This window comes from Microcystis aeruginosa NIES-2549 (genome assembly GCF_000981785.2).
GTDB lineage: Bacteria > Cyanobacteriota > Cyanobacteriia > Cyanobacteriales > Microcystaceae > Microcystis > Microcystis aeruginosa_C.
The window spans coordinates 697,200-722,877 of record NZ_CP011304.1 but is presented as its reverse complement, the minus strand read 5'-3'; the positions used below and the strand labels follow the sequence as shown (position 1 = coordinate 722,877).

The following is a 25,678-nucleotide window of genomic DNA, read 5'->3' as shown; positions in this document are numbered from 1 at the left end:
TTTAAATGAAACAGCCCTAGGGGCAAGGGGGGGAGATTCAGCTAATCTAAGGATAGGCGGTTAAGATGGGTCTTAGTTTATTATTTTAAACGATAACCAAGACCGTGAACGGTTTCAATAAAGTCTTCCGGCGCACCGAGGGATTTTAGCTTGTGACGAAGACCGCGAATATGGGAAGTAACGGTTTCCTCGGCCGGAGAATCGTCCAAAGACCAAACTCGCTCAATAATACCCGATCGACTTAAGACCCGGTGTCCATGGGTAACAAGTAATTCTAAGAGAGCGAATTCCTTGGGGGTGAGGGAAAGAAGTTGACCGTTATAACTGGCCTCGTGGGTACTGGGATTTAACTGCAAACCCCCCCAAGATAATAAAATACTGCTGGTGCTGCTACCGCGTCGGATCAAGGCCCGAATCCGCGCCATTAATTCGCCCAAATCAAAGGGTTTAGTGACATAATCATCGGCCCCTGCGTCTAATCCGTCGATTTTATCGATTACCGTATCCCTTGCGGTTAATAATAAAACGGGAACGGTGGCATTAGCAGAGACGGGATGATGGGATTCCGCTCGTCGCAGACGTTGACAGAGCAAAGTTCCGCTTAATTTGGGCAGGGTGACATCGAGAACTAAAAGGTCATATTTGCCTAATTCTAGCCAATTCCAGCCTTCTTCTCCGTCTCTAGCCACATCGACAACGTATTGTCGCTCGCTCAATGCCTCTCGCAAAATCTCGGCTAGTTGCATATCATCTTCTACTACTAAAATTCGCATGGTCTAGAGTTGACACTCCCGCCGTTAAGCTGACGCTGTGACAGGGGATTCTTGATTCACAGAAACCCGCTTTTCGGTACAAGTACCAACGAGTCTTACAGTTTCTCCCCAAGCTTGAAATTCCGACTGTCCATCGGTATTTGTTGACAGTATTCTCATACCTTCTTCCCTTAAATTCTTGGCGGCGTTTTCATCTCTATCGTGCTGCGTCTTACATTCTGGACAAATCCATTCACGAATACTGAGAGTCAACAAATCATTTTTAAATCCACAGCAAGAACAGAGCTTTGTACTCGGATAAAACCTGTCAACTTCTACAAGTTTTCCTCCCTCTCTTTCTAGCTTGTAATCCAAGAAATTAAGCAACATACCAAAACCAGCGTCATGTATTGATTTGGCTAATTTAGTCCTTGCTAACCCTTTAATATTCAGATTCTCGGCTACAACGATTTGGTTTTCATCGCATAACTTTCTGGAGAGTTTATGAAGAAAATCCTGTCTAGTATTTGCTATCTTTTCGTGAACCTTGGCTACCTCCTTAATGGCTTTTTGGCGATTATTAGACCCCTTGGCTTTACGAGACAATGCTTGTTGTCTCCGCTTTAAACGTTTAGCATATTTTCTGGTAGGTTTGATTGGGTCAATCTTGTAGGTTGTTTCACCATCAAAAACCGTAACTAAAGAAGATAAACCTAGGTCTATCCCTGATATTTTTAGTTTTTCAATGGTTGTTGAGTCATCCATCTCAAACAAGATGGCAGCAAAATATTTATCTGTACTGGTTTTAGAAACAGTTACGGATTTAATCTTACCATTTATTACTTGAGAAATCTTAGCTTTTACAACCCCTAATTTAGGTAGCTTAATTCCCTTATTTCTAATTGAACAACTTTCAGGATAACGGATTGATTGTTTTTTGTGCTTACTTTTAAATTTAGGGAATTTTGTTCTTTTTGAGAAGAAGTTCTTAAAAGCAGATTCTAAGTTTTTCAATGATTGCTGCAAGGTAGCAGCAGTAGCCTCAGCTAACCATTCAAAATCCAGTTGTTTCTTGAGTTGGGTAAGGTCTTTTGCCATGTCACAGTAGGTCATTCCTTTACCAGTCTCTAGGTACTGATTGTTAGTTTTATTTAAGTAGTAATTCCAAACAAAACGGACGCAACCAAAGTTTTTAGCTAAGGCTAGTTCCTGTTTTTTGTTTGGGTATATTCTCACTTTTAAAACATTTAACATCAGCCTGATCCCATCTGTGCTATCTTTTCAGTATAACACTTACCGCTTAAATATGTCAAGCTCATACATACCTTGAGAATCAAGCCTTTCCTTATTAGGAAACACTGTCGCGTTAGTTTAGATTCTGGGGGCAATTCATCTCCCGTTAATTTCTGGTATATTTTTAATTAAGGAGAAATTTAACGGGAGTCCTCTTGCTCCATTTAGATAGAGTAAGCTGGAAATAGTGTCAGTTAACTGCTGATGAATTGGCTCAAACAAGGAAAATGGATCGCGGGAGGTTTCGGGCTAACTGTCTTATTGATGGGAACTATTAGCCTAGTTTCCTATCGCAATACCCTCGCCCTGCGTCAGCGCGCTGCTGAGGTGGAAGTTACCTACGAGATCATCGATAATCTCGCTAATCTTTACGCTAACATGGCGGTGGCCGAATCGGGAAGACGGGATTATATCAAAACTGGCAGCCCTAGGGAATTGGGCCGTCATCGTCGGGCGATCGCTTTGATGCAATCTAACTGGCAACTCCTGGCTAAACAATTAGAAAATGGCACGGATTTCGAGCGGGAAATGGTCACTCAGATCGGGGATTTAATGTATCGGCGAATTGCTCTATTTAATCAATCGATCGCTACCTATAAATCCGATCAATCCGATGATCTTTTTCAAGATGCAATCACGGTTAAAAGTGTCGATATCCGGGATAAGTTTCAAAATCTTCTTACCTATTTACAAGCTAGTCAGAAAAGGAATTTAAGAAGTAGCATCGCTAGTTCTAGGGATAGTATCCGCGACAATTCTCTGTTGGGGTTACTGGGAACTTTTATCAGTTTTGGGATTATTTGCGGAGTTTATTTTTTAGTTTTTTGGCAAGAGAAACGGCGACAAAAAAGTGATAAAATTCATCGTTTATTACTACAGGAAAAAGAACTTTCTGATCTAAAAATTCAGCTTTTTTCAATGATATCCCATGAGTTTAGAACCCCTTTAACCGTTATTTTTTCCGCCTCCCAGTTATTAGAAAGTGGCTTAAAAGATGCAGATCAGTCGAGCAGAAAAAACCTATATAGAATCCAGTCTTCTGTCAAGCTAATGAATCAATTCTTAACAGATATTTTAATTTTAACAAGGGCAGAATCTGGAAATCTAAGTTGTCGGCTAGAGCCGCTCGATATTGAAGCTTTTTGTTTAAATTTAGTCGAGGATTTTCAATTTATTAATAAAAATAATACCCCGATTAAATTTGTCAGTCAGGGATTGATGAGCCGTCCTTATCTAGATGAGAAACTGCTCTACTCGATTTTAACTAATTTACTCTTAAATGCCATTAAATATTCCCCCACGGGAGCAGGGATTAGTTTGATTTTGGGGAAAGATAGCGATCGCATTGTTTTTCAAGTCCGGGATCACGGGATCGGCATTGCCGAGGAAGATAGAGGTAAGATCTATGAACCCTTTTATCGGGGTCAGAATGTGGAAAATATTATTGGCACGGGATTGGGGTTAGCAGTGGTTAAAAAATGCGTCGAACTCCACCGTGGCGAAATCACCCTAGATAGCCAAGTGGGTGAGGGAACAAGCTTTACCGTCAAACTGCCTATTTCACCCTAGTTCCAGCTTGAGCGGCCCAAAGATGACAAAATTTAACTTTCTTTCTTCCGAAATGGGACGAAAGCAACGGCGAATTTTTATCTTCTAGATTAATCGATCGCAAAGTCCAATCTCGATCGACCCTGAAACCGCCACCAGTGCCTGATCGCGGCCCGAATTAGTCCAGAATCAACTCCCTCCGGGTTGATGGCATCGCAACTTTTAGGCAAAAATAGGGCTTTTACCGTCAAAAAAGCCTATATTTTGGCTATTTACCCCCGGGTTGACCCCTGATTTTTGCAGCCGGTTGACTCTCCTAGGGAACTGGTCACGGTTTCCTGATAGGATAAGGTGACTTGGGATTAACTTATGGTATCGAAAATATGTCTCTAAAACCTTACATTTCTCGCTTATTAGCTTTGGTTCTCGTCCTTGTCATCGGATTGATGGGTTGTTCTAGTAGTTCGGGGTTAACGGGCAATTATGGAAAAGATACCCTGACGGTGATTGAAACTTTAACCACAGCCCTTGATTTAGTCAAAGATGATCCGAATAAAGCGGCAGTTGAGTCGCAAGCAAAGGAACAAATCAACGATTACATCTCCCTCTACCGACGAGATAAAAAATCCGGGGGTTTGCGTTCTTTCACTACTATGCAAACAGCCTTAAACTCTCTGGCAGGTTATTATACCGCCTACGGTTCCCGTCCCATCCCCGACAAACTCAAACAACGTTTAAAACAAGAATTTAAACAGGTGCAATTCTCTCTCCAGAAAGGAATTTAGATACAGATTAGGGGTTGGGTGTTAGGGTTTTGGGGGGTTAAGGTTTTGGGGTATTAGTTGAAATCCCCCCATCTCCCCACACCCCACACCCCACACCCCACTCCTGTAAAAATCAGGCCAAATCTGGTTAGACTAGAAATACAAAGCGTATTATAAAAAACTACAAAATTGATTCAAGACGAAACCCTAGAATTATTGGAATGGCCGCGGCTATGTCAACACCTAGCTACTTTTGCAGCGACTAAACTCGGTGCGATCGCAATTCGTCAATTGCCATTACCAGAAAGCAAAGAGGAAAGTTTAAACCTACTCTGCCAAACCAAAGAAGTTTATAGCTTAGAACAAAAATTAGATAGTCGTCTTTCCTTTGATGGGATTACCGACATCGGTGATGCCCTAGAAAGGGCGCATCTGGGGGGTTTATTATCGGGACAGGAACTTTTAAATATTGCCACGACTTTAGCGGGAGTGCGACGTTTACGCCGTTTAATTGACGAACAAGAAGATATACCGGTTTTAAAAGAGTTAGTAGCGGAAATTCGCACCTATCCAGAGATAGAACAGGAAATACACCGTTGTATCGATGAAGATGGCCGGATATCTGATCGCGCTAGTCCCCAATTACGCGAAATTCGGGGACAAATGAAGGTGATTAGAGAGCGTATTTACCGAAAATTACAGGATATCATGCAAAAACAGGGCGGTGCTATCCAAGAAGCGGTGATTACCCAAAGAAGCGACCGCTGGGTGATTCCCGTCAAAGCAGCGCAAAAAGAGCAAATACCCGGGATAATTCACGATACTTCCAGCACAGGGGCGACTTTTTACATTGAACCTCACTCTATCGTTGACCAAGGCAATCAACTGCGGCAATATCGTCGTCTGGAACAAATCGAAGAAGAAAAAATCCTGCGGCAGTTAAGTAATCTGATCGCCGAAGCCTTTGAGGACTTAGAATATTTACTAGCGATCGCTACTAGGCTCGATCTGGCCACCGCTAGGGCCCGTTACAGTTTATGGTTAGAGGGTAATCCCCCCCACTTTATCGATGGTTCGGAAACGATTACTTTACGGAATTTGCGCCATCCTTTGCTCTGGTGGCAAAAACACCACGAACAGGGGGGGGAGGTCGTACCAATAAATGTGCAGATTAGCCCAGAAATTCGCGTTGTTGCCATCACCGGACCAAATACCGGCGGAAAAACCGTTACTTTAAAAACTCTCGGATTAGCGGCTTTAATGGCGAAAGCGGGCCTGTTTATTCCAGCGCGGGAACCGGTAGAGATACCCTGGTTCGATCAGGTTTTAGCCGATATCGGGGATGAACAGTCTTTACAACAGAGTTTATCGACTTTTTCGGGTCACATTCGCCGGATTGTTCGCATTTTAGCGGCTTTAAATTCTCGTTCCTTGGTTTTACTCGATGAGGTGGGAGCAGGTACGGATCCGGCCGAGGGAAGTCCTTTAGCGATCGCTATTTTACAATACCTCGCCGATCATAGTTTACTGACGGTGGCTACCACTCACTACGGGGAATTAAAAGCGTTGAAGTATCGAGATTCTCGCTTTGAAAATGCCTCGGTAGAGTTTGATGATCGCACTCTTTCCCCCACTTATCGACTATTATGGGGCATTCCGGGCCGTTCTAATGCTTTAACTATTGCCCAGCGTTTGGGATTGAATCCCGAAATTGTGGCCGAAGCGAGAAATCATCTGGGGGGGTTATCGGAGGAGATAAATCAAGTAATTGCTGGTTTGGAAGCGCAAAGACGGGAACAGGAGTCAAAAGCTCAAGAAGCTAGTCAATTACTCCAACAAACGGAGAAATTTTATACAGAGGTGTCCACGCGGGCCAATTCTCTACAGGAGAGAGAGCGAGAATTAAAGCGTTATCAAGACCAGGAAATACAAAAGGCTTTATTATCGGCAAAAGCAGAGATTAATGAGGTTATTCGCCGATTGCAAGCGGGAACAAAAACCGGTAGAGATGCTCAAAAAGCCACAGAGGAATTAACTGCGATCGCAGAAAGGTTATTACCAAAAACGGAAAAAACTAAGGTTAATTATCGTCCGCAAGTGGGGGAAAGGGTACGCTTGCCCAATTTGGGACAAACTGCCGAAGTTTTAGCAATTTCACCAGAATCAGACGAGATTTCCCTGCGTTTCGGTATGATGAAGATGACCCTACCCTTAGATCAGATTGAGTCTTTGGATGGTCAAAAAGTGGAAACTGTGCCAAAACCTGCCAAAAATTTGCCCCAAACTCCCACAAAACCCCAGGAGACTCCTTTAATTCGTACTTCTAATAATACCGTCGATATTCGCGGTTCCAGGGTGGCAGAGTCAGAAACGGATATCGAACAGGCGATCGTCAGGGCTACCCCATCGGGTATATTATGGATTATTCACGGTAAAGGGACGGGAAAATTGCGTCAAGGTGTTCACGATTTTTTATCCCGTCATCCCCAGGTAAAACGCTTTCAATTAGCACCCCAAAATGAGGGCGGTTCGGGGGTAACTATCGCTTATTTAACTTAGGGTTGGCCGAAAAGGTTTTTTGTCGGGTTAGAAGCCAGGAGATAGGGTGATAGGGTGATTGGGTTTTAGGGTTTTAGGGTTTTAGTTGAAATTCCCCACTTCCCCACTTCCCCACTTCATAATTCATAATTCATAATTCATAATTCATACTTTGTGGTTTTTGTCAAAAAAACTTTTTTTTTGCAATAAAACTACACAAAAAAAAGATCATCGTTGTGGGTGAAATTGACTGATTTACCCGTCTTAATTAGGATCACCTTCTAGGTGTGGCAAGGGTTTCAGCCATTGCCGCCCAAAAAAGCACATAATAAACCACTATGAAATTCTATCAAATCGCTGTAACCATTGCAACATCGTTGTTAAATAAAAATCTTTCTCAATTAATTCTTAAGAATTTATAAATATTGCGAAATGTTAATTTAAATATTCTCAAGTTTTTGGAGTCAATAAATAATTTTTGCTTATCTTTGGTCAACATTGGGTTAGGAGACAGTATTCTCCGAGTCGGGAGTCAGGAGTCAGGAGTCGGGAGTCGGGAGATAGGAGATAGGAGTCAGGAGACTTTTTTATTTATTCTCCCCACTTCCCCACTTCCCCACTACCCCACTTCCCACTGTCCAAGAAGATTATTTTCTAGAGAATAAAACGTAAAAACAGGGAATAATAAACAGAGTTAACAGAGTTGCTAAAGACAAACCCGAAAAAACGACAATTCCTAAAGGTTGCAGGAATTCTCCCCCCTCTCCTAATCCTAAAGCGAGGGGAAATAAACCTAAAACCGTGGTCACGGTAGTCATTAAAATCGGTCGTAAACGTTGGGGAGCGGCCTTTAAAATAGCTTGTAGTCGAGTAAAACCGAATTCTTGCCGCAATTGATTCGCCAATTCCACCATAATAATCGCATTATTAACCACAATCCCCACCAATAAAACCACCCCGACGATGACAATGGCATTAATCGGGGTTTTAGTCCAATATAGCCCAAAAATCCCCCCCGCTAGGGCCAAAGGAACAGTTAACATAATCACCAAAGGGTCTATAAGCGAGTTATACTGCACGGCCATGACCACAAAGACTAAAAATACCGATAAACCCGCTAATAAACCCAAAGAACCCTGAATTTCTTGATTAGATATGGCGGCAGCACTGGGTAAAATGCTGACACCATCGGGTAAGGGAGTAGCGTTTAAAACCGATTGTACCCCCGCGAGTGCGTCACTTAATTTCGCTCCCTCGACTAAACTGCCGATAATAATAAAAACTTGACGCTGATTAATTCTCTGGATGACCGCCGGGGTTTTTCCCCCTTCAATCCGGGCTATATCTGCTAATTTTAAGTCTTCTTGTCTATTGACAAAAATAGGTATTTGTGATATATCACTAATTTTTTGCCGCGAGTTGGGGTCTAATTGCACCCGGATATCGATTAATCTTTCTCCCCGTTGCAGTTGGGTGGGGATCGATCCTTGAATAGCGGTCCGTAGCGTTTGTCCCACTTCCAGGGTACTCAATCCCAAACTATTTAAGCGGGTCCAATCGGGTTTAATCTGGATTTCTGGTTGTCTGGGGTCAGCATCGGCACGAAAACGCGCACTAGGGACTTTTTCATCGAGAATACCGAGGATTTCTTCACCAGCTTGCTCTAGAGTTTTCCCATCTCGTCCCTGTAACATCACATCCACATCGGCACCGACGGAGGGAGAGTTATTAAGAATAATACCGCGCACTTGACCGGGGGTGAGACGCAAACGCACGTTAACGAGGTTTAATTGCTCTAGTGCTTTGCTCATGCGTTCGATATAGGCTTCTGTATTAGTGCCTTTTTTGAGACTAATCGTACTAGAAGCACGCAAAATATTTTCATTGGTAGTTGTGCCAAAAAGAGAACCGCCACTGGTAGTAAAAACATACTCAGTTTCCGGCTGTGATAATAGAATCTTTTCTACTTCCCGCATCACCTGACGGTTAGTATTTAAATTGGTACCCGGGGGAAATTGAGCAAAAACGTTCACCTGTCCGGTTTGAATACGACTAAAGACTTCCTGGGGGATATATTGCCAGAGATAGAAACTACTTCCCCCTAAAATTAAAAAGGCCAGCAGGATAACAGGTATTCTGTAGTGGAGGATTTTAGCTAAAAAACGACCGTAGAGGATGGTTAAACCTTCTATACGTTGACTAAAGACTTTTAAGAGCCAAAACCGATGGATACCACTAGAAACCCGCATATTTAACAAACGACTGGCCAACATGGGAACAACGGTTAACGCACACAGCAGAGAAGCAGCCACAGCAAAACTGATAGTAAGGATAATCTCGTTAAACAGCAGGGAAATAAAACCACCCAGTAATAAAAATGGCAGGATAGAAACGAGATTAGTCGCAGTGGAGGCCACTAAAGCAGATTCTACCTCTTGGCTGCTATTACGCGCAATTTCTAAAAAATCTTGCTTATTTTGGTTTTGATTAACTTTGAGGGCAATATTTTCCAGCATGACAATGGAATTATCCACCACGATGCCCACCCCTAGGGCCAATCCTCCCAAACTAAACACATTTATCGATAACCCAAATAACTTCATACAGATAATTGCGACGAGGGTAGAAAGAGGAATCGCTAGGGTAATGATAAAAGTCTGTCGCAGAGAACCGAGAAAGACGAATACAGTCAATCCTGCTAGAATTGTCCCCGCTAGTCCCGAGGAAACCACGTTATTAACCGCGTTTTGGATAAATACAGACTCATCGGTAGTGGTGACGACTTGTATTCCCCCGGTCATTAACCCGGATTTTTTTAATTCTGTAATGCGTTTTTTGACCCCTTCTACCACAGCAATCGTGTTCGCATTCGGTTGTTTTTGGACGCTAACCCTGACGGCATTTTTTCCATTTAGGGTGACAAAAATTCTTTGTTCTTCTGTCCCATCGATAACTCTGGCCACATCCCGCAGATAGATTTTTTCTTCGGGATTATTACTATCGGTCAGTGCTAAATCTTGAATATCCGCTACGTTTTTAAATTTCCCCACCGCACGGGTTAAAGGTTCCCCGGTTTCTCCTTGTAGTCGGCCCCCAGAGATGTCCTGATTGCGTCTTTTTAGGGTGTCTAAAACCTGATTTAATCCCACTCCTAAAAATTGTAATCGCTGCAGGTCAATATTAACTTGAATTTCTTCTCTAACTCCCCCAATCACGTCCACCACTGCCACTCCTTCCACAAATCCTAATTCTCTCCCTAATTCTTCATCGGCAAATAATCTTAAATCTTTTATGGGTAGGGTATCAGAAACGAGAGCGAATTCATAGACGGGTAAACGAGATGGTTCAAATTTATTTAAGCGCGGTTCCTCAATAATATCGGGTAAATTTTGTCGGACACGATTAAAACTTTCGGTAGCTTCATTTAAAGCAACGTTTAAGTCTCCCCCCGGTTGAAAAAATAAATCTACTCGCATCCTCCCCTCGCGAGTTTCTGAATAAACTTGCACTACTCCCTCGGTGGCACTCATTCCTTCTTCTAGGGGTTTAGTTACTTCTTCGAGAATAACTTCCGGGGAAACTCCCGGGACATTCATCCTTAAACTAATGCGGGGATAAGTGATAGAAGGAAGCAAATCTACTTGTAAACGATTTAGAAAAAAAAGACCGATGATGATAACTGCTATAGTTAACGTCAATACTCCTATGTGACGACGAATTGATAGACCGCTTAGGGAGATGTTTTCTAACATGATTACACTAAATAAGTTGAGTATAGGCTACTTATAGAGGAGAGGCAAAAGGCAAAAGGCAAAAGGCAAAATGGGAGATAAATAATCAGTTTTTAATAACTAAATTTATTATTACCTATGGGGAATAGTAACCTGATAACTGATAACTGATTAATTGTGCATAACTCGACCGAAACTCCATAATTTTTGATAATAATGACGACTGACGCTATCTTTATCATCGGTGAGGAGATTTATAGCGATACCATTGTTACCTGTTTCTTTGCCTGAACTGTGGATATATTGATTATTCCCTAGATATAAAGCCACATGATTAACTCTTTTATCACCAAAAAAAATTAAATCTCCTGGGAGTAATTCCTCTCGGTTTATTTTTTGACAAAAAGCCTCCTGTTGATAGGAATCCCTCGGCAACCAAATGTCAAAGCTGGCAAAAGCGGCCTGGATTAATCCCGAACAATCGTAATTAGGTGCAAGGGTTCCACCCCAGAGATAATGATTGGTACGATTCATTGCTTCCTGAGTAAAAGAGATAATCTCAGGAATATGTTTTTCTATGTCTGAACGAGTTAGAGGAATTTTTTGATAAGCTGTGGTGGCCACCGCAATTGCATCTAAATCTTCTCCGCATAACCAAGCTAAATAATTATCTTCCCTTAGCTGAATTTGTAGCCCTTTTTCGGTAATTTCTAGGGAAATAAATTTTAATTGTCTTCCCTGTTGTGCTTGGGTAGCTAACTCTTGACAACTGGGAGAATTGTAGAGATTTAAGTCTCTTTTACAGAGATATTCTTGGGTGGATGATGGGGTAAGAGAGATGATTTTCATAAAAAATAGATCGGAATTATATTGACAAAAAAAACTGCCAGACTAGCCAAAAGCAAAGGGATAAAAACAACGAGAATAACCTTAATTCTGTCATCTTCAAGTTTCCACCTCTCTTAATTCTTGGCCACAGAGATAATCTATAACTGAACTGAATCCCTGAAAAATTATTAAACCTCTTGCCTAATTAACTTTTCAGGGTTCAAAAACGGACAAAATAAGGATTAAATTGCCTAAAATCTGTAAATAGAGCATTCAATCGCTTATTATTGATTCTCAATTCTCCTGACTCCTGACGACCGACTCCTGAATACTGACTACTGACTCCTAACCCTAACAACAATTTTTGATTTTTACCACAGGTCGATAATAGCCAGTTCCTTAACAATATGTTACAATAACCGGCGAGGGGGGAGTGACCGATATCTGGAACTTTTGGGCTAGAGATAGATTCTAGGGATCAACAGTCACCTCCTAAGTAAGCCTTTAATTCAGATGTTGAGGTTAGTCCATGGCCAATGTTTCCGGGCGGTTTGAAAAGCAAGAATACAGCCAAAACTCAGAAAATACCGTCACGGTGGTCAGTTCAGTCATGTCCGGTTTAAAAAAAGCATCTCCCCTGCAAAAGGGCTTATTTTGGGGAATAACCCTCAGTTTTACCGCCCTAGTTTCCGCCACTGTTGGGGCTGCCGTCGCTTTAATTAGTCCCTTACCCGCACCAATTGGGGCCATCTTCCAAAAAACGACTTTTCCCACCCAAACAGACATCCTTGAGGCCCAAGCTTGGAATAGCCTAATTAATCAGCAGCTTTCTCGTCCTGTTAATATTTTAGTTATGGGCATCGATCGAGTTTTAGATGCCAAAAACAGCGACGATCTATTTAAAGGTCGCAGCGATACCATGCTCCTAGTGCGCTTCGATCCTAGCGATAAAACCGTGAGAATGCTGTCTATCCCTCGCGATAGCCGCGTCAGAATCCCCGGCCACGGTTTCACTAAAATCAACGATGCCAACGTTCACGGTGGACCGACTCTAGCGGCAGAAGTGGTCAGTAATACTTTAGGGGATATTACCATCGATCGCTATGTGCGGGTAACTACCGATGCCTTTAAGGAATTAGTCGATTTAGTCGGGGGTGTAGAGGTTTATGTACCCGAACGAATGTATCATAAAGATGTCACCCAAAAATTAGAAATTGATTTACAAGAGGGTTGGCAAAATCTCAACGGCGACCAAGCCGAACAATTTGCCCGTTTTCGTAACCCGCAATACGGCGATATTGGTCGCGTACAAAGACAACAAATTTTATTAAAAGCACTACAACAAAAGATTTTTAGTCCGACAATTCTCCCCAGTCTCCCGAAAGCAGTACAGGTTTTACAACAATATATCGATACGAATTTAAGCGTCGAGGAAATGCTGGCTATCGCTAATTTTGGCCGGGAAATTAAACGAGATGACTTGAGAATGATCCTACTCCCCGGCCGGTTTAATAACCTCGAGGAATACGATGGTCGCAGTTATTGGATTTTGAGCCGTCGCGAAATCAGAACCATTGTGGCTAACAATTTTACCGATAACTATGGGGGGGGAGAAACCTCCGTTTATAGCCTGCGGATTGCCATTCAAAACGCCACCCATACCAAAGGTTTAGCCCGTCGTACTCGTAATTATCTGGCCAAACAGGGCTATACAAATGTTTATATTAGCGATGACTCCTCCCAAAAGCTAGAAACCACCGCAATTATTGCCCAAAAAGGTGATGTTCAGTCCGCTAACCTCTTGAAAAATCAATTGGGAATCGGTAAAGTAGAATCATCCTCCACTGGTGCTTTAGACTCAGACCTAACTATTCGGGTGGGTGATGATGTGGCCCAGTTTCTCGACGCTCAACAGTAACAATGTTGAAAAATTTTTTCAGTCTGGTTTTAATTATTTTGCTGGCGATTCTTTGGCTACTTTTCGCAGCCCGTCCAGTGGCTTTGGCCCAAGATAAAACGATTAACTATAGTTTTGCCCAGCTGCAAGATCGGGATTTTTCCCATCAGGATTTGCGCGGAGGAGTTTTCGCCGCTGCCGCAATGCGGGGAGTTAACCTAGAAGAGGCCGATTTATCCTATAGTATTCTCACCGAGGCTGTCCTCTTAAAAGCTAACTTAAAAGGGGCCGATTTAACCGCCTCTTTGGTAGATAGAGTTACCCTCGATTTTGCCGATTTAACTAATACTATTTTTACCGATGCGATCGCTACTCGCAGCCGTTTTTATGACACAATTATTACTGGGGCCGATTTCACTAACGCGGTAATTGATGCCTATCAGGTCAAGTTAATGTGTGAACGGGCCGATGGGATTAATCCAGTCACGGGAGTGGCCACGAGGGATAGTTTAGGCTGTAATTAGCAATTCCGAGCAGATTCTAGCTGACCAATCGAGAATTACCTCGATTATCGGTTTCTGATGGCGCTGCTGTCTCGATCGAGACAGCCGGGATGTAGAATAAAAATACTGAGCGAGGCTAGAGAAAGGAGAGGGACTCTTGATAATCGTCATCGATAACTATGATAGTTTTACCTACAATTTAGTCCAGTATTTAGGAGAATTAGCGACTGAGTTTCCGATCGCCGTGCCGATCGAGGTCTATCGTAATGATAAAATCGATCTGGCCACGATCGAACAAATGCGGCCGGATGGGATTGTCATTTCCCCCGGTCCCGGTCGTCCAGTCGATGCGGGCATATCTCTGGAATTAATCGCTAAATTTGGCCCCCATTTGCCGATTTTGGGGGTCTGTCTCGGTCATCAAAGTATCGGTCAGGTATTCGGAGGGGATGTGGTCCGGGCCCCGGTCTTGATGCACGGCAAAACTTCCCCAATCTATCACAACAATGAAGGGGTATTTCAAGGCTTAGAAAATCCCTTTACTGCCACCCGTTACCATAGTTTAGTGATCGAGCGCTCCACCATGCCGGATAATTTAGAGATCACGGCCTGGGTGGAAGATGGCACGGTCATGGGAGTCCGTCATCGGGATTACCCCCACATTCAAGGAGTACAATTCCATCCCGAAAGTATTTTAACCACTGCTGGCAAGGAACTTTTAAGAAACTTTCTCCGATCCCTCTAGTGTTTACCTATAATGTCGGCTTGAAGGCTCTCGGTTTCACCTCGGAGATGAAAAGCCGACCAGCATAGAACAGCACTTCGACACATTTCGAGGGGCTTCGATGTAAAGGCTCAGTGACACGAGCACGACTAAAAATAACTCTAATCTATAGTTGCCAATTTAATTTTAGTATGCTAGAATAGTTTGCGTAGTAGGTCGATAACGCAAAATGTTTGTTTTAGAGTACAAGCTTAGAGGAAAACCATCTCAATATCAAGCCATTGATGAGGCTATTCGGACAGTACAGTTTGTTCGGAATAAATGTCTTAGATATTGGGAAGACAATAAAGGTGTAGGACAAAAGGATGTATATAAATATGTCACTCAATTAAGAAGTCAATACCCTTTTGTTCAAGACCTTAACTCTACAGCTTGTCAACAGGCTTGCGAACGGACTTGGACTGCTATTCTTAGGTTCTATAATAACTGTAAGAACAAAATTGCTGGTAAGAAAGGATATCCTAAATACTCTAAACGTACTCATTCTGTTGAGTTTAAAAAGTCAGGTTGGAAACTTAATCGAAATTCCAAGAGAATAACTTTCACTGACGGAAAAAACATTGGGGAGTTAAAACTAATTGGTAGTCGAGACTTGTTTTATTTTCAAGAATGGCAAATTCAACGGATAAGAATAGTTAAAAGGGCTGATGGATATTATTGCCAGTTAATGCTAAAACTCGATGCTAGAGATATAACCCCACAATCAGAATCGACGGGTCATTGCGTAGGATTAGATATGGGGTTAAAATATCTTTATGCTGACAGCAACGGGAATACAGTAGAGCCTCCTAAGTATTATCGAAAAGCCGAAAAGCGTCTTAATAAACTGAATAGAAGAAAGTCGAAAAAGTTTAAGAGAGGACAAAAGCAGTCTAATAACTACAAAAAAGCTAGTCAAAAATACGCCAAGGGACACTTAAAAGTAAGTAGGCAACGAGAAGAGTTTGCTAAAAAATTGGCACTCCGTTTAATTCAGTCAAACGACTTGATAGCATATGAAGATTTAAAAGTCAAGAACCTTGTGCGTAATCGAAAACTAGCTAAGAGTATCAATGATGCTGGTTGGTCACAATTGAGAAAATGGATTGAGTATTTTGGCATTAAATACGGCAGATTAACTATTGCAGTTAATCCCGCCTATACCAGTCAAGAATGCCTTAATTGTGGTCGGTTAATCCAAAAGTCTCTATCAGTTAGAACTCATGTTTGTTCCTGCGGATATGTGGAAGATAGAGACAAAATGGCGGCCTTGAATATACTCAAAAAAGCTACGATAGGGCATATCGGAAGCTGGTCGTCAGACCTAAACGCTTGGGGAGATTTAAGCTCTATCTTGGTTGGTAGCAATACCTGTCAAGACAACTTGAGTCAGTGAACCAAGAATCCCTCGCTTTTAGCGATGGGAGTGTCAATAATCCCCAACCCCTGAAATTAACCTTAAGTGGGTGGGTGGAATTAAATAGAAGATGAACGTAGGTTGGGTTGAAGCATGAAACCCAACACCCGCTCATGTTACGCTACCGCTAACCCATCCGACAAATAATTGTGCCTCCCTACTTAACTTGATTAATTCTGCATCTACATTTATGAAAAGGCGAGATTTTATCTTATCGGCGGGGGCAAGTTTCTTAACCGTGGCAGTAAGCTCAGTTTTAGCGGAAACTAAACCGAAACCCACTAACCCCACTTCCCCCCAAAAACCCGATAATTCCCTCTTAGTTCAATGGTTGGGTCATAGTTGCTTTTTATTCACCGGAGGAGGGCAAAGAGTCCTCGTTAATCCCTTCCGGGCGATCGGTTGTACGGCGGGTTTTCCTTTGCCAAAAGTAGAAGCAGATATCGTTTTAATTAGTAGTCAACTCTGGGATGAAGGGGCCGCCGAGGGTTTACCAGGTAATCCGAAAATTTTGTTTGATCCGGGGGCCTATGATCTGGGTAAATTAAAATTCCAGGGCATTAGTATCGCCCATGATCGCATGGGTGGGCAACGTTTCGGCATGAATGTGGCCTGGCGTTGGACCCAAGCAGGGATTAGTATTGTCCATTTAGGAGGGGCAGCGGCCCCAATCGAATTAGAACAAAGAATTCTGCTAGGTTCCCCGGATTTAGCTTTTATTCCCGTGGGAGGGGGTCCAAAAAATTATAATCCTCAAGAAGCAAAACAGGCGATCGAAGTTTTACAACCGCGAATTGTTGTCCCGACGCAATACTTTACCGGTGCCGCCGATAAAAATGCCTGTGAATTGGTGTCTGTAGATGAGTTTCTCAAGTTAGTCAAGGATAAAAATATCCGTTTGATCGAGGACAATAAATTACGGATTCGTGCCGCCGATTTACCCAAAAAAGGGACGCTCATTCGCGTGTTTGACTACCGCAAACTGTTCGAGAAATCCTAATTTTTAGGAACCAATGACCTAGTCCTATTGATTAACTAATTTTTTCTCGTGTAACGCACCATCAATTTCCTGATATTCCCCGGGTTACGTTGTTGCTAACTCGCCCTACAGCCCTGATCATAAATCAGGGTTATAATTATTTTTAAGAAATTCCAGAATATTCAGCCCCAAGGAATGTCTATGTTACTACAAGACCTAAAGGAAGAAGCGGTTAAGCTATCACCGAGCGAGCGACTTGCGCTGGTTAGCGCCATTATTGAGTCCTTGCAGAGTACCCCAATTGCTAGACCTGATCGTGCTGGTGCAATTCAACGGATGCGTGGCTTACTCAAAACAGACCAACTTGCACCAACCGACCAAGAAGTAGCTGCCATGTTGGAAGAGCGTCGGCTGGAGAAATACCTTTAGTGAGAGTTTTAATTGATACTAATGTTCTCCTAGATTTTCTATTGCAGAGAGAGCTATTTTTCCAAGATGCAGAACGACTATTTCAGGCGATCGATTCCGGTCAGATCGTCGGGTATGTCACAGCCACAACCCTCACGGACATTTTTTACATTGCTCGAAGACACACGCGCAGTATTGAGCAAGCACGGCAAGCAGTTTCAGAGACATTGACAGCAATGGAAATCTGCCCTGTAAACCGGGAGGTTCTAGAGGTAGCGTTTAGTTCAGGTTTGGCTGATTATGAGGATGGGATTCAGGTTGCTTGTGCTGTAGCTCAAGGACTTGATGCTATCTTGACCCGAGATAATCAAGGGTTTTTGAATTCATCGGTACCTGTGTTATCAGTTCAGGAGTGCTTGCATCGCTTGCAAGAGCCAAATAATAGCAAATCCACCTTATAAAATCAAGTTTACAGGCTTTTTGGTTCGTGAGGGGGTGAGGAGTGAAAAGTGAGCAGTTACAGCCAAAATTTGGCGGCATGGGCAAAGATCCTTTGTGGCAGATTGATGACAGCATTATTACAGGAGATTTACAGGCTGTCCAAGATAGCCCAACCCACGTTAGCATCATGCCAAGAGTTACAATGGCTCTAGAAAGGTACGAAGCGGCATTGGCAAAGACCCAAAAATATTGGGAAAAGGTGGATTAGTGGCATACACACAATAGGAGTCTATGAAAATGGCATGGATATTTAGTTTATCCGCAGAATGTGGTTCTGATGAGAGCAAGGCCGATAAATTTGCTCAACATTTTCAGGGAATGTCATTGTTGCTGTCAAATGGTCGCCAGTGCCAATGTCGCACAGACACATTCCAAGACATAGAAGAAAATTGGTGGTGTCGCGTTTCACCAAATAATCTTAGCGAAGTGGGAATAGACAGCCCTGAAAGTGCCTATTCAATGACAGAGTTAGGTATTTTACTCTATCAGTCCCTACGATTTGCCCCCACCTTCCGTTATGCACTGGTTGGTGTTGAAGTCGATGAATTTAGAACATACACTGAGCTTATCGAAGAATCATCCAATCTATCTATCCCAGGACTGGTTTTAGCGAAACCACTTGCAGGCGAGCTAGGAATATTGCCAGTATTTCGCTCCTTTAGCCCTAGTTATGTTTGGCAACCTTACGCAGGAGAAGTTTACAACCCGCTGATGACATCGCCAAATCTGAAAAACAAGCTTAATGAACTGCTGGCTGTAAGTTGACCTCACAAGCGAAGAAGGCATAACTAGACCGTTCTCTACAAATTGCTTTAACAATTTTATTAAAAATGTTTTTGCTGAAAGAATCTCGCTCTTTTTTTAGACAGGGATGGACAATTGCAGTTTTACTAATTGCCCTGCTTGTTTCCCTGCCAATTTTATCGGTGGCCAGTAGTTTATTAACTAATTCCAGTCAAGTCTGGCAACATCTGCTCGAAACTGTTCTCTGGGATTATCTAGTTAATTCTTTTTGGTTGATGTGCGGGGTGGGCAGCGGCGTTTTAATCATCGGTGTCGGCACCGCTTGGTTAACAACGATGTGTCAATTTCCCGGTCGTCAACAATTTCAATGGTTATTATTACTACCCCTTGCCGCTCCTGCCTATCTCTTGGCCTATACTTATACCAATATGATGGACTATTTTGGTCCGGTGCAGACGTTCTTAAGAATTGTTTTCGCTTGGGATAGTGTCGAGGATTATTGGTTTCCTAATATCCGTTCTCTCTGGGGGGGGATTCTGATGTTAATACTGGTGCTTTATCCCTACGTTTATCTGTTAGCAAGGGTCGGTTTTTTAGAACAATCTGTCTGCACGGTGGAGGCAAGTCGCTCCTTGGGATGTAATCCTTGGCGCGGTTTTTTTACCGTCGCTTTACCCCTAGCAAGACCGGCAATTATGGCGGGATTGGCCCTAGCTTTAATGGAAACTCTGAACGATTTTGGTACGGTGCAGTATTTCGGAATTAATGCTTTTACCACGGGGATTTATAATACTTGGTTCGGTATGGGCGATCGCATAGCGGCGGGGCAGTTATCAACAGTTTTAATGATATTTATCCTCGTTTTAGTTTTCCTTGAACAATCCTCCCGTCGTCAAGCTCGTTACTATGAAATGACCAATCGTTTCCAGTCACCGACTAAGTACGAACTAGGATTTGTTCGCAGTTTTTTGGCAATAATCTCCTGTTTTTTGCCAGTATTTCTGGGTTTTATTGCCCCCGCTTTCTATCTGGCCTATCTAGCCTTTAATCATGCCCAAGAAACTTTTAATAATGACTTTTTTAGTTTATCGGTAAACAGTTTTTTTCTGGCTAGTTTAAGCGCAATTATTGCGGTAGTTTTAGCTTTAATTCTCGCCTACGGGGAAAGACTTAATCCGAATAAAACTCTTAAGCTTTCTGTGCGGATTGCCGCCGCTGGTTACGCTATCCCCGGCATTGTTATCGCGGTGGGGGTTTTAATTCCTCTCGGCAAATTAGATAACTTTTTCAATCAAGGATTAAATATCAATTTAATTCTGAGCGGCACGATTTTTTCGGTTATTTTTGCCTATATTGTCCGGTTTTTAGCCGTAGCTTTTTCCACATTAGAATCGAGTTTAAGTAAAATTAAACCTAGTTTAGATGATGCTTCCCGCAGTCTTGGCTATGGCACTGGTGCCACTTTAATTAAAGTGCATATTCCTCTTTTGTCGGGGGGATTATTGACGGCGGCTATGTTAGTTTTTGTCGATGTGATGAAGGAATTACCGGCTACTTTGGTCCTAAGACCTTTTAATTTTGATACCCTAGCGGTGCGCGTTTATCAATACGCCAGTGATGAACGTTTGGTGGAAGCGGCGGCCCCGGCCCTAGCCATTGTCCTAGTGGGATTAATTCCGGTAATTTTTTTGAGTTGGCAAATTTCCCGACGGGCGATCGATTAAAGTGGTGGTCGATTCCTAGACCAGTTGGCGATCGGCCAGCAGCTTAGTTCTATAGTCTAGTACAAAATAATGTTACAGTTCTTGACAAAACTACTAGAGAGAGGGGGTGTCAGTGATAGGATTCCCTAAAACCCCTTTTCTTTATTTTTGTAGAGAGAACAAAATCCTATGACAGAACTTTCTGGAAAAGCTCCTAAGTTCGGTGGCAGCACGGGCGGTTTACTCGCCAAAGCTGATCTGGAAGAAAAATACGCCATCACCTGGACAAGCAGCAAAGAACAAGTCTTTGAAATGCCCACCGGTGGCGCCGCTATCATGAACGAAGGCGAAAATCTCCTCTATTTGGCCCGCAAAGAACACGCGCTCGCTCTTGGTACCCAATTCCGGACGAAATTCAAACCCAAAATCGAAGATTACAAAATCTATCGGATTTACCCCAGTGGTGAAGTGCAGTATCTCCACCCTGCTGATGGTGTCTTCCCCGAAAAAGTTAACGCTGGTCGTGAATTTTTCGGCAAAAAAGACCGCAATATCGGCAAAAACCCCGAACCGGCGACAATTAAGTTCTCTGGTGTCACTCCCTACGAAGCATAAATAAACCCTAAAATCGAGAGTGGGGAGTTAGATTTAGAAGCTATTTGGCCCTAAGATTTAACTTCTGACTCTCGATTTCTCTGATCGCAATCGGCTACAAGTGTTGTGCTATCCGTTTCCTGAACCATCAAAATATGATCTTCCCCGACTTCGATCGCTTTCGTCAACTCGCCGGTCAAGGTAACTTTATTCCTGTCTATCAAGAATGGATCGCTGACCTAGAAACGCCGGTTTCGGCCTGGTATAAAATTTGTGCCAATCAGGCCTACAATTTTTTATTAGAGTCGGTGGAAGGTGGCGAAACCTTGGGACGCTACAGCTTTTTAGGAGGCGATCCCGTCTGGGTATTAGAAGCGCGGGGAAACACCACCACCCAAACTTTTCGCGATGGTTCTCAAGAGATTTTTTCGGGGGATCCTTTCGAGATTTTAACTCAATGTTTAGCCCCGATTGTGCCGGTTAAATTGCCGCAATTACCCGCAGGAATAGGGGGTTTATTTGGTTTTTGGGGTTATGAATTAATTAATTGGATCGAACCGCGAGTGCCTATTTATCCCGCTACCGATGCCGATCTACCAGATGGTATTTGGATGCAGGTGGATAATCTGATTATTTTCGATCAAGTTAAACGGAAAATCTGGGCGATAGCTTATGCCGATATCCGGGGTGACAATCCCGATTTCGCAGCTGCTTATCAAGCGGCCTGCGATCGAGTGACCCAGTTAGTTCTGAAGTTACGATTACCCCTACCAACTAATGCCAAAACTCTGGAATTATTACCGGTTGGTCACGGGAAAGAATTAGTCTATGAAAGCAATACAACTCAGGAAAAATTCTGTCAAAATGTCCTAAAAGCTAAGGATTACATCAAAGCGGGGGATATTTTTCAGGTGGTTATTTCCCAGCGTTTAAATGCCAATTATCAGGGTAATCCTTTCGATTTATATCGTTCCCTGCGTCTGATTAATCCTTCTCCCTACATGGCTTTTTATAACTTTAAGGATTGGCAGATTATTGGCTCTAGTCCTGAAGTGATGGTTAAGGCAGAACGGGATGAATTAGGTAAAATAAGGGCCACTGTCAGACCAATTGCTGGCACCCGTCGCCGGGGACAAAACTTCAGTGAAGATCAAGCTTTAGCCACGGATTTATTGCAAGATCCCAAAGAAATTGCCGAGCATATTATGTTAGTGGATTTGGGGAGAAATGATCTGGGTCGAGTCTGCGATCGAGGTACGGTCAAAGTGGATGAATTAATGATAATTGAACGTTATTCCCACGTTATGCACATTGTTAGTAATGTGGTCGGGGATTTAGCAACCAATAAAACTGCTTGGGATTTATTAAAAGCTTGTTTTCCGGCGGGAACCGTCAGTGGGGCCCCGAAAATTCGCGCCATGGAAATTATTCATGAATTAGAACCCTGTCGTCGCGGTCCCTATTCAGGGGTTTATGGTTACTACGATTTCGAGGGACAGTTAAATAGTGCCATCACGATTCGCACTATGATTGTTCGTCCCCAGGGTAATCAAAATTATCTGGTTTCTGTGCAAGCGGGAGCGGGGTTAGTAGCTGATTCTGAGCCGGAGAAAGAGTATGAAGAAACCCTCAACAAAGCCAGGGGTTTATTGGAGGCAATTCGCTGTTTAAGTTAGATTTTTTGGACCGGGATCATCCTTCTCTATTTAACCTCATGAGGAGGAAAAATATTTAATCGGTAGCTCTAGGGGAAACTCTGGTGCTGACAGAGTAGTTAACTTTATCTTTATCGGTATCTCCAGTGGTCAGATTTACCTCAGCGTTGGCATTCAAAATCACTTGACGACCACCGTTGCGAACACAGGCATAAAAATCGTCCACATCGGCAGGATTGGCGGGGATTCGGGTAAAACCCGTGGGACAATTGGGGTTACTAGCAGCCGCTGCTAACCTATCGGTGACAGGGGAATGTTGCCAAGAATTAATATTATAGTTGCCGTTAGCGTCCAAGTCTGGACCGTAGCGCCACAAGACTCGCGGACCGGTTAAGCTATTTTCAGGGCCTTTGGTATAGTAAACGATCTGGTTGGGGAGGGTCTGACCTGGATTGTTGGGATTAGGAATTTGGAAAGCAAGAACTGCTCGCGCTCCTGTGGGTACTTGAGTCGTCACGATATCAGCTTCTTTGTCAGCGATAATTCTTGCTCGTCTCACTTCATCTGAAACAAACTCTAGAGTACGATTAAGATTATTTTCGATTTCAGCACCAGCATTAGCTCGATAGTTACTTCTGAGCAGGTTAATCACTGCATCTCCCGCCACCGAGATGACAATCACCATCATCGAACTTGCCAGTAAAACTTCTGTAATCGTGAAACCTGCTTGTCGAACCAACCGAGCGGATTTTTTTTGTAAACGGACTAGGTGATTGATGTCCCCTAAATAAAAACGCATAGCTTTAACCCGTGCCAATTTCTCTGTTCTGTACTCCCAATATTTGGCATTTATTGCAGTCACAGAGATTTTATTAAATTATCGGTCAGTCAAGTCAAAAGGGGTTTTCAGAAACCACTAGCCGCCACCCGACCGCAAGCTCTGACAACGTGGTTAGCCGTCAGTCCGAACCGATCCTTAACGTCCTGATAACAGACAGCCTGAATTGAGTTCCGGTTAGTCAGCCGGGGGTTGACGTTCTCGTTAATCCAGTTACAAGCCGACGCAAAAGCAGAACAGGTATCGGACAACAATTGTTGCTGTTCGCTACCCACTTGAAGCTTTACTACTAGAGTCAGGAATTGTTCCACGGTTCCAGAAAACTCACCAGAGTGAAGCATAACATATTTAGCGTTGATGCGCTACGCGCGTTTTATACTGGTCGGCATTCCTCCCCCGCTAACCATATAAGTGTAACGGGGGAGGAATGCCGACATTTAAGGTGATTTAGGCGTTGCCAGAGAGTTGATTTTGTTCACAGCTATTAAATGGGAGTAAGTGGTTTTACGGTAAATTTCGTACACTTGTATTGGTATAATTGTTGAGCCTCAAGGAGATAAGAAGGCCCAAGGACTGGTTACAATCAAGGATGAGTAATTTTCGATCGATCTCATCTAAATAATCATGCGTCTCTTACACACCATGCTCCGAGTCAATAACTTGCAGGAATCTCTACAATTTTACTGCGATGTGCTAGGAATGAAGTTATTGCGCCAGAAAGACTATCCCAATGGTCAATTTACCCTCGCTTTCGTCGGTTATGGCGATGAGGCTAATCATGCTGTCATCGAACTGACCTATAATTGGGGAGTCGATCGCTATGAGGTCGGTAATGCTTACGGTCATATTGCCCTAGGCGTGGATGATATCTATAGCACCTGTGAGAAAATTAAAGTTCTTGGTGGCAATGTCAGCCGGGAACCAGGCCCGATGAAACACGGTTCGACGGTGATTGCTTTTGTGGAAGATCCTAATGGCTACAAGATCGAGTTAATTCAACTAGGAACCCAGGGTGCTGCCGTGGCTACGGCTTAAATTTATTGTCGTCAAAAGCTTATGACTGTTGAAATTGAACGGAAGTTTTTGGTTAAAGGTGATTCTTGGCGATCGCTGGCTGCTGGCAAGTTGTATCGTCAGGGATATATTCCCACCCAAGATGGATTGACAACCGTGCGGGTTCGTGTAGTTGGAGATCGGGGTTATTTAACCATTAAAGGCAAGACTGAGGGCATTAGTCGTCAGGAATTCGAGTATGTAATTCCCCTAGAAGACGCGGCACTGATGTTAGAAAACCTCTGTAAAAAACCTTTAATTGAAAAGATTCGTCATCGCATTTCTTTGGATAATTTAACTTGGGAAGTTGATGAATTTTTGGGAGATAATCAAGGACTGATTATGGCTGAAATTGAGTTGGAACAAGAGGATCAAGTCATTACTATTCCCGATTGGATCGGCGAAGAAGTCACGGGAGATGCGCGATACTACAATAGCAATTTACAGAAATTTCCCTATAAAATGTGGTCATTGTAGTATGAATTTCCTCCCAGTTTAACTCTGGGTAGATACGGCTTTTTCTGCTTCGTTTAGCTTATTCGTTACCCGTCGGAGAACGCCATTAATAAAACGATAACCTTCATCATCAGAATAACGTTTGGCTAATTCGATCGCTTCATTAATTGCTACTTTTTGAGGTATATCGAGATAGAGCATTTCTGCCACGGCAATTTGCAGGATATCCCGATCGATTCTCGGTAAACGATGCAGTTGCCAATCCACTAAAGCACCGGTTAATTCCTGTTCGATTTCCGCACGACGACGATAGACTGTACCGATTAATTCTAGGGCATATTCCCGCACTTCGTACTGACTAGATAACTGGACAATTTCGGGAAAATCTATCACGGTTCCCAAACGATTAATGGCATTGTGGGTAAGAGAAATCGCTTCTTTTACCATAGTTTGAGCGCTTTTTATATTTGTTGCCTTAGTATCACTAGCGAGAATCCTTTCATTACCACGACTAATTTCAGCAGCGGCAGTTTCTAAGGTTTCTTGAATTTCGACGGTTAAGGTTCTAACTGCGACTAAAATTAAATCGTTTAAAGTTTGCTGTTCCAGGTTTTCAGGATTACCTTTAATCTGACTTAAACTCAAAAGGGCAAGTTCTCGAGCAATGCGGCGGGGTTGTTGACGGGGAGGCATAGAAGTTTAGAAGTAGAGGG

Annotated in this window: 24 protein-coding genes and 1 pseudogene; 17 read left to right on the top strand and 8 right to left on the bottom strand. The window is 43.0% G+C overall.

Going from position 1 to position 25,678, the window contains the following annotated elements; translation table 11 throughout:
- Window positions 1–80: 80 nt before the first annotated feature.
- Both myaer_RS03480 and myaer_RS03475 read right to left on the bottom strand, forming a co-directional pair.
- The gene (locus myaer_RS03480) at window positions 81–773 is read right to left on the bottom strand and encodes a response regulator transcription factor (protein ID WP_046660970.1); all 693 of its coding nucleotides are present in this window, start codon (window positions 771–773) and stop codon (window positions 81–83) included.
- A gap of 24 nt (window positions 774–797) precedes the next feature.
- Window positions 798–2,006, bottom strand: coding sequence for an RNA-guided endonuclease InsQ/TnpB family protein (locus tag myaer_RS03475; RefSeq protein WP_046660969.1), 1,209 nt, complete (start codon window positions 2,004–2,006; stop codon window positions 798–800).
- A 243-nt stretch (window positions 2,007–2,249) separates the two neighbouring features.
- Here myaer_RS03475 and myaer_RS03470 point away from each other — a divergent pair, with 243 nt between their 5' ends.
- The 3 genes from myaer_RS03470 to myaer_RS03460 all read left to right on the top strand — a co-directional run bounded on the left by myaer_RS03470 (window position 2,250) and on the right by myaer_RS03460 (window position 6,916).
- Window positions 2,250–3,614: an ATP-binding protein gene (locus myaer_RS03470; RefSeq protein WP_046660968.1), complete on the top strand. Its 1,365-nt coding sequence runs from the start codon at window positions 2,250–2,252 to the stop codon at window positions 3,612–3,614.
- 362 nt (window positions 3,615–3,976) lie between these two features.
- On the top strand, window positions 3,977–4,378 hold the full coding sequence (gene psb27, locus myaer_RS03465) for a photosystem II protein Psb27 (protein ID WP_002783154.1): 402 nt from the start codon (window positions 3,977–3,979) through the stop codon (window positions 4,376–4,378).
- Between the two features lie 168 nt (window positions 4,379–4,546).
- Complete coding sequence (locus myaer_RS03460; protein WP_046660967.1) at window positions 4,547–6,916, top strand: endonuclease MutS2; 2,370 nt, start codon at window positions 4,547–4,549, stop codon at window positions 6,914–6,916.
- A gap of 626 nt (window positions 6,917–7,542) precedes the next feature.
- Here myaer_RS03460 and myaer_RS03450 read toward each other — a convergent pair.
- Both myaer_RS03450 and myaer_RS03445 read right to left on the bottom strand, forming a co-directional pair.
- Complete coding sequence (locus myaer_RS03450) at window positions 7,543–10,647, bottom strand: efflux RND transporter permease subunit (protein WP_046660966.1); 3,105 nt, start codon at window positions 10,645–10,647, stop codon at window positions 7,543–7,545.
- Window positions 10,648–10,797: 150 nt separating this feature from the next.
- The gene (locus tag myaer_RS03445; protein WP_046660965.1) at window positions 10,798–11,475 is read right to left on the bottom strand and encodes a C40 family peptidase; all 678 of its coding nucleotides are present in this window, start codon (window positions 11,473–11,475) and stop codon (window positions 10,798–10,800) included.
- A 508-nt stretch (window positions 11,476–11,983) separates the two neighbouring features.
- Here myaer_RS03445 and myaer_RS03440 point away from each other — a divergent pair.
- Entirely contained in the window at window positions 11,984–13,372 is a 1,389-nt protein-coding gene (locus myaer_RS03440) for an LCP family protein (RefSeq protein WP_046660964.1), read from the top strand.
- A gap of 2 nt (window positions 13,373–13,374) precedes the next feature.
- Complete coding sequence (locus tag myaer_RS03435; RefSeq protein ID WP_046660963.1) at window positions 13,375–13,875, top strand: pentapeptide repeat-containing protein; 501 nt, start codon at window positions 13,375–13,377, stop codon at window positions 13,873–13,875.
- Here myaer_RS03435 and myaer_RS21280 read toward each other — a convergent pair.
- Window positions 13,861–14,025 (bottom strand): hypothetical protein, encoded by a 165-nt coding sequence (locus myaer_RS21280; protein ID WP_158524790.1) that lies wholly within the window; start codon window positions 14,023–14,025, stop codon window positions 13,861–13,863. The genes myaer_RS03435 and myaer_RS21280 overlap by 15 nt on opposite strands.
- On the opposite strand from myaer_RS21280, the gene myaer_RS03430 reads away from it, so the two are divergent.
- From myaer_RS03430 to trpE, 10 genes are all read left to right on the top strand, one after another.
- Complete coding sequence (locus tag myaer_RS03430; protein WP_046660962.1) at window positions 14,012–14,599, top strand: anthranilate synthase component II; 588 nt, start codon at window positions 14,012–14,014, stop codon at window positions 14,597–14,599. The two genes, myaer_RS21280 and myaer_RS03430, sit on opposite strands and share 14 nt — an antisense overlap.
- Window positions 14,600–14,807: 208 nt before the next feature.
- Window positions 14,808–16,013, top strand: coding sequence for an RNA-guided endonuclease InsQ/TnpB family protein (locus myaer_RS03425; protein ID WP_016516525.1), 1,206 nt, complete (start codon window positions 14,808–14,810; stop codon window positions 16,011–16,013).
- A gap of 211 nt (window positions 16,014–16,224) precedes the next feature.
- Window positions 16,225–17,034, top strand: a complete 810-nt coding sequence (locus tag myaer_RS03420) for an MBL fold metallo-hydrolase (RefSeq protein ID WP_046660960.1) — start codon at window positions 16,225–16,227, stop codon at window positions 17,032–17,034.
- A 180-nt stretch (window positions 17,035–17,214) separates the two neighbouring features.
- Window positions 17,215–17,442, top strand: coding sequence for a hypothetical protein (locus myaer_RS03415; protein ID WP_002758463.1), 228 nt, complete (start codon window positions 17,215–17,217; stop codon window positions 17,440–17,442).
- The gene (locus myaer_RS03410) at window positions 17,442–17,882 is read left to right on the top strand and encodes a type II toxin-antitoxin system VapC family toxin (protein ID WP_002758462.1); all 441 of its coding nucleotides are present in this window, start codon (window positions 17,442–17,444) and stop codon (window positions 17,880–17,882) included. Before myaer_RS03415 ends, myaer_RS03410 begins: the two co-directional genes overlap by 1 nt.
- 41 nt (window positions 17,883–17,923) lie before the next feature.
- Window positions 17,924–18,130, top strand: a complete 207-nt coding sequence (locus tag myaer_RS03405; RefSeq protein WP_046660959.1) for a hypothetical protein — start codon at window positions 17,924–17,926, stop codon at window positions 18,128–18,130.
- A 23-nt stretch (window positions 18,131–18,153) separates the two neighbouring features.
- Window positions 18,154–18,687 carry a hypothetical protein gene (locus myaer_RS03400; protein WP_223210047.1) on the top strand — a complete coding sequence of 178 codons (534 nt, stop codon included), beginning with the start codon at window positions 18,154–18,156 and terminating at the stop codon, window positions 18,685–18,687.
- 65 nt (window positions 18,688–18,752) lie between these two features.
- Complete coding sequence (locus tag myaer_RS03395; protein WP_046660958.1) at window positions 18,753–20,390, top strand: ABC transporter permease; 1,638 nt, start codon at window positions 18,753–18,755, stop codon at window positions 20,388–20,390.
- A gap of 168 nt (window positions 20,391–20,558) precedes the next feature.
- Window positions 20,559–20,984 carry a photosystem I reaction center subunit II PsaD gene (locus myaer_RS03390; protein WP_002740397.1) on the top strand — a complete coding sequence of 142 codons (426 nt, stop codon included), beginning with the start codon at window positions 20,559–20,561 and terminating at the stop codon, window positions 20,982–20,984.
- A gap of 134 nt (window positions 20,985–21,118) precedes the next feature.
- Window positions 21,119–22,639: an anthranilate synthase component I gene (gene trpE / locus myaer_RS03385; RefSeq protein WP_046660956.1), complete on the top strand. Its 1,521-nt coding sequence runs from the start codon at window positions 21,119–21,121 to the stop codon at window positions 22,637–22,639.
- A 55-nt stretch (window positions 22,640–22,694) separates the two neighbouring features.
- Here the strand turns inward: trpE and myaer_RS03380 are convergent, their stop codons facing one another.
- Both myaer_RS03380 and myaer_RS03375 read right to left on the bottom strand, forming a co-directional pair.
- Window positions 22,695–23,417 carry a PulJ/GspJ family protein gene (locus tag myaer_RS03380; protein ID WP_046660955.1) on the bottom strand — a complete coding sequence of 241 codons (723 nt, stop codon included), beginning with the start codon at window positions 23,415–23,417 and terminating at the stop codon, window positions 22,695–22,697.
- A 116-nt stretch (window positions 23,418–23,533) separates the two neighbouring features.
- Window positions 23,534–23,797: pseudogene (locus tag myaer_RS03375) on the bottom strand (RNA-guided endonuclease TnpB family protein); the annotation flags it as partial.
- Between the two features lie 283 nt (window positions 23,798–24,080).
- Here myaer_RS03375 and gloA point away from each other — a divergent pair.
- Window positions 24,081–24,491 (top strand): lactoylglutathione lyase, encoded by a 411-nt coding sequence (gloA, locus tag myaer_RS03370; protein ID WP_046660954.1) that lies wholly within the window; start codon window positions 24,081–24,083, stop codon window positions 24,489–24,491.
- A 21-nt stretch (window positions 24,492–24,512) separates the two neighbouring features.
- Window positions 24,513–24,986, top strand: a complete 474-nt coding sequence (locus myaer_RS03365; protein ID WP_046660953.1) for a CYTH domain-containing protein — start codon at window positions 24,513–24,515, stop codon at window positions 24,984–24,986.
- Between the two features lie 18 nt (window positions 24,987–25,004).
- Here the strand turns inward: myaer_RS03365 and nusB are convergent, their stop codons facing one another.
- Window positions 25,005–25,658, bottom strand: coding sequence for a transcription antitermination factor NusB (gene nusB / locus myaer_RS03360; protein ID WP_046660952.1), 654 nt, complete (start codon window positions 25,656–25,658; stop codon window positions 25,005–25,007).
- Window positions 25,659–25,678: the final 20 nt, after the last annotated feature.

What these genes read in the sequence shown, in the direction of transcription:
- myaer_RS03480 (WP_046660970.1), bottom strand. Translation starts at nt 773, where the DNA reads ATGCGAATTTTAGTAGTAGAAGATGATATGCAACTAGCCGAGATTTTG.
- myaer_RS03390 (WP_002740397.1), top strand. Translation starts at nt 20,559, where the DNA reads ATGACAGAACTTTCTGGAAAAGCTCCTAAGTTCGGTGGCAGCACGGGC.
- myaer_RS03450 (WP_046660966.1), bottom strand. Translation starts at nt 10,647, where the DNA reads ATGTTAGAAAACATCTCCCTAAGCGGTCTATCAATTCGTCGTCACATA.
- myaer_RS21280 (WP_158524790.1), bottom strand. Translation starts at nt 14,025, where the DNA reads ATGACGATTATCAAGAGTCCCTCTCCTTTCTCTAGCCTCGCTCAGTAT.
- gloA (WP_046660954.1), top strand. Translation starts at nt 24,081, where the DNA reads ATGCGTCTCTTACACACCATGCTCCGAGTCAATAACTTGCAGGAATCT.
- myaer_RS03400 (WP_223210047.1), top strand. Translation starts at nt 18,154, where the DNA reads ATGAAAATGGCATGGATATTTAGTTTATCCGCAGAATGTGGTTCTGAT.
- myaer_RS03415 (WP_002758463.1), top strand. Translation starts at nt 17,215, where the DNA reads ATGTTACTACAAGACCTAAAGGAAGAAGCGGTTAAGCTATCACCGAGC.
- trpE (WP_046660956.1), top strand. Translation starts at nt 21,119, where the DNA reads ATGATCTTCCCCGACTTCGATCGCTTTCGTCAACTCGCCGGTCAAGGT.
- nusB (WP_046660952.1), bottom strand. Translation starts at nt 25,658, where the DNA reads ATGCCTCCCCGTCAACAACCCCGCCGCATTGCTCGAGAACTTGCCCTT.
- myaer_RS03380 (WP_046660955.1), bottom strand. Translation starts at nt 23,417, where the DNA reads ATGCGTTTTTATTTAGGGGACATCAATCACCTAGTCCGTTTACAAAAA.
- myaer_RS03425 (WP_016516525.1), top strand. Translation starts at nt 14,808, where the DNA reads ATGTTTGTTTTAGAGTACAAGCTTAGAGGAAAACCATCTCAATATCAA.
- myaer_RS03470 (WP_046660968.1), top strand. Translation starts at nt 2,250, where the DNA reads ATGAATTGGCTCAAACAAGGAAAATGGATCGCGGGAGGTTTCGGGCTA.
- psb27 (WP_002783154.1), top strand. Translation starts at nt 3,977, where the DNA reads ATGTCTCTAAAACCTTACATTTCTCGCTTATTAGCTTTGGTTCTCGTC.
- myaer_RS03365 (WP_046660953.1), top strand. Translation starts at nt 24,513, where the DNA reads ATGACTGTTGAAATTGAACGGAAGTTTTTGGTTAAAGGTGATTCTTGG.
- myaer_RS03435 (WP_046660963.1), top strand. Translation starts at nt 13,375, where the DNA reads ATGTTGAAAAATTTTTTCAGTCTGGTTTTAATTATTTTGCTGGCGATT.
- myaer_RS03475 (WP_046660969.1), bottom strand. Translation starts at nt 2,006, where the DNA reads ATGTTAAATGTTTTAAAAGTGAGAATATACCCAAACAAAAAACAGGAA.
- myaer_RS03440 (WP_046660964.1), top strand. Translation starts at nt 11,984, where the DNA reads ATGGCCAATGTTTCCGGGCGGTTTGAAAAGCAAGAATACAGCCAAAAC.
- myaer_RS03395 (WP_046660958.1), top strand. Translation starts at nt 18,753, where the DNA reads ATGTTTTTGCTGAAAGAATCTCGCTCTTTTTTTAGACAGGGATGGACA.
- myaer_RS03420 (WP_046660960.1), top strand. Translation starts at nt 16,225, where the DNA reads ATGAAAAGGCGAGATTTTATCTTATCGGCGGGGGCAAGTTTCTTAACC.
- myaer_RS03445 (WP_046660965.1), bottom strand. Translation starts at nt 11,475, where the DNA reads ATGAAAATCATCTCTCTTACCCCATCATCCACCCAAGAATATCTCTGT.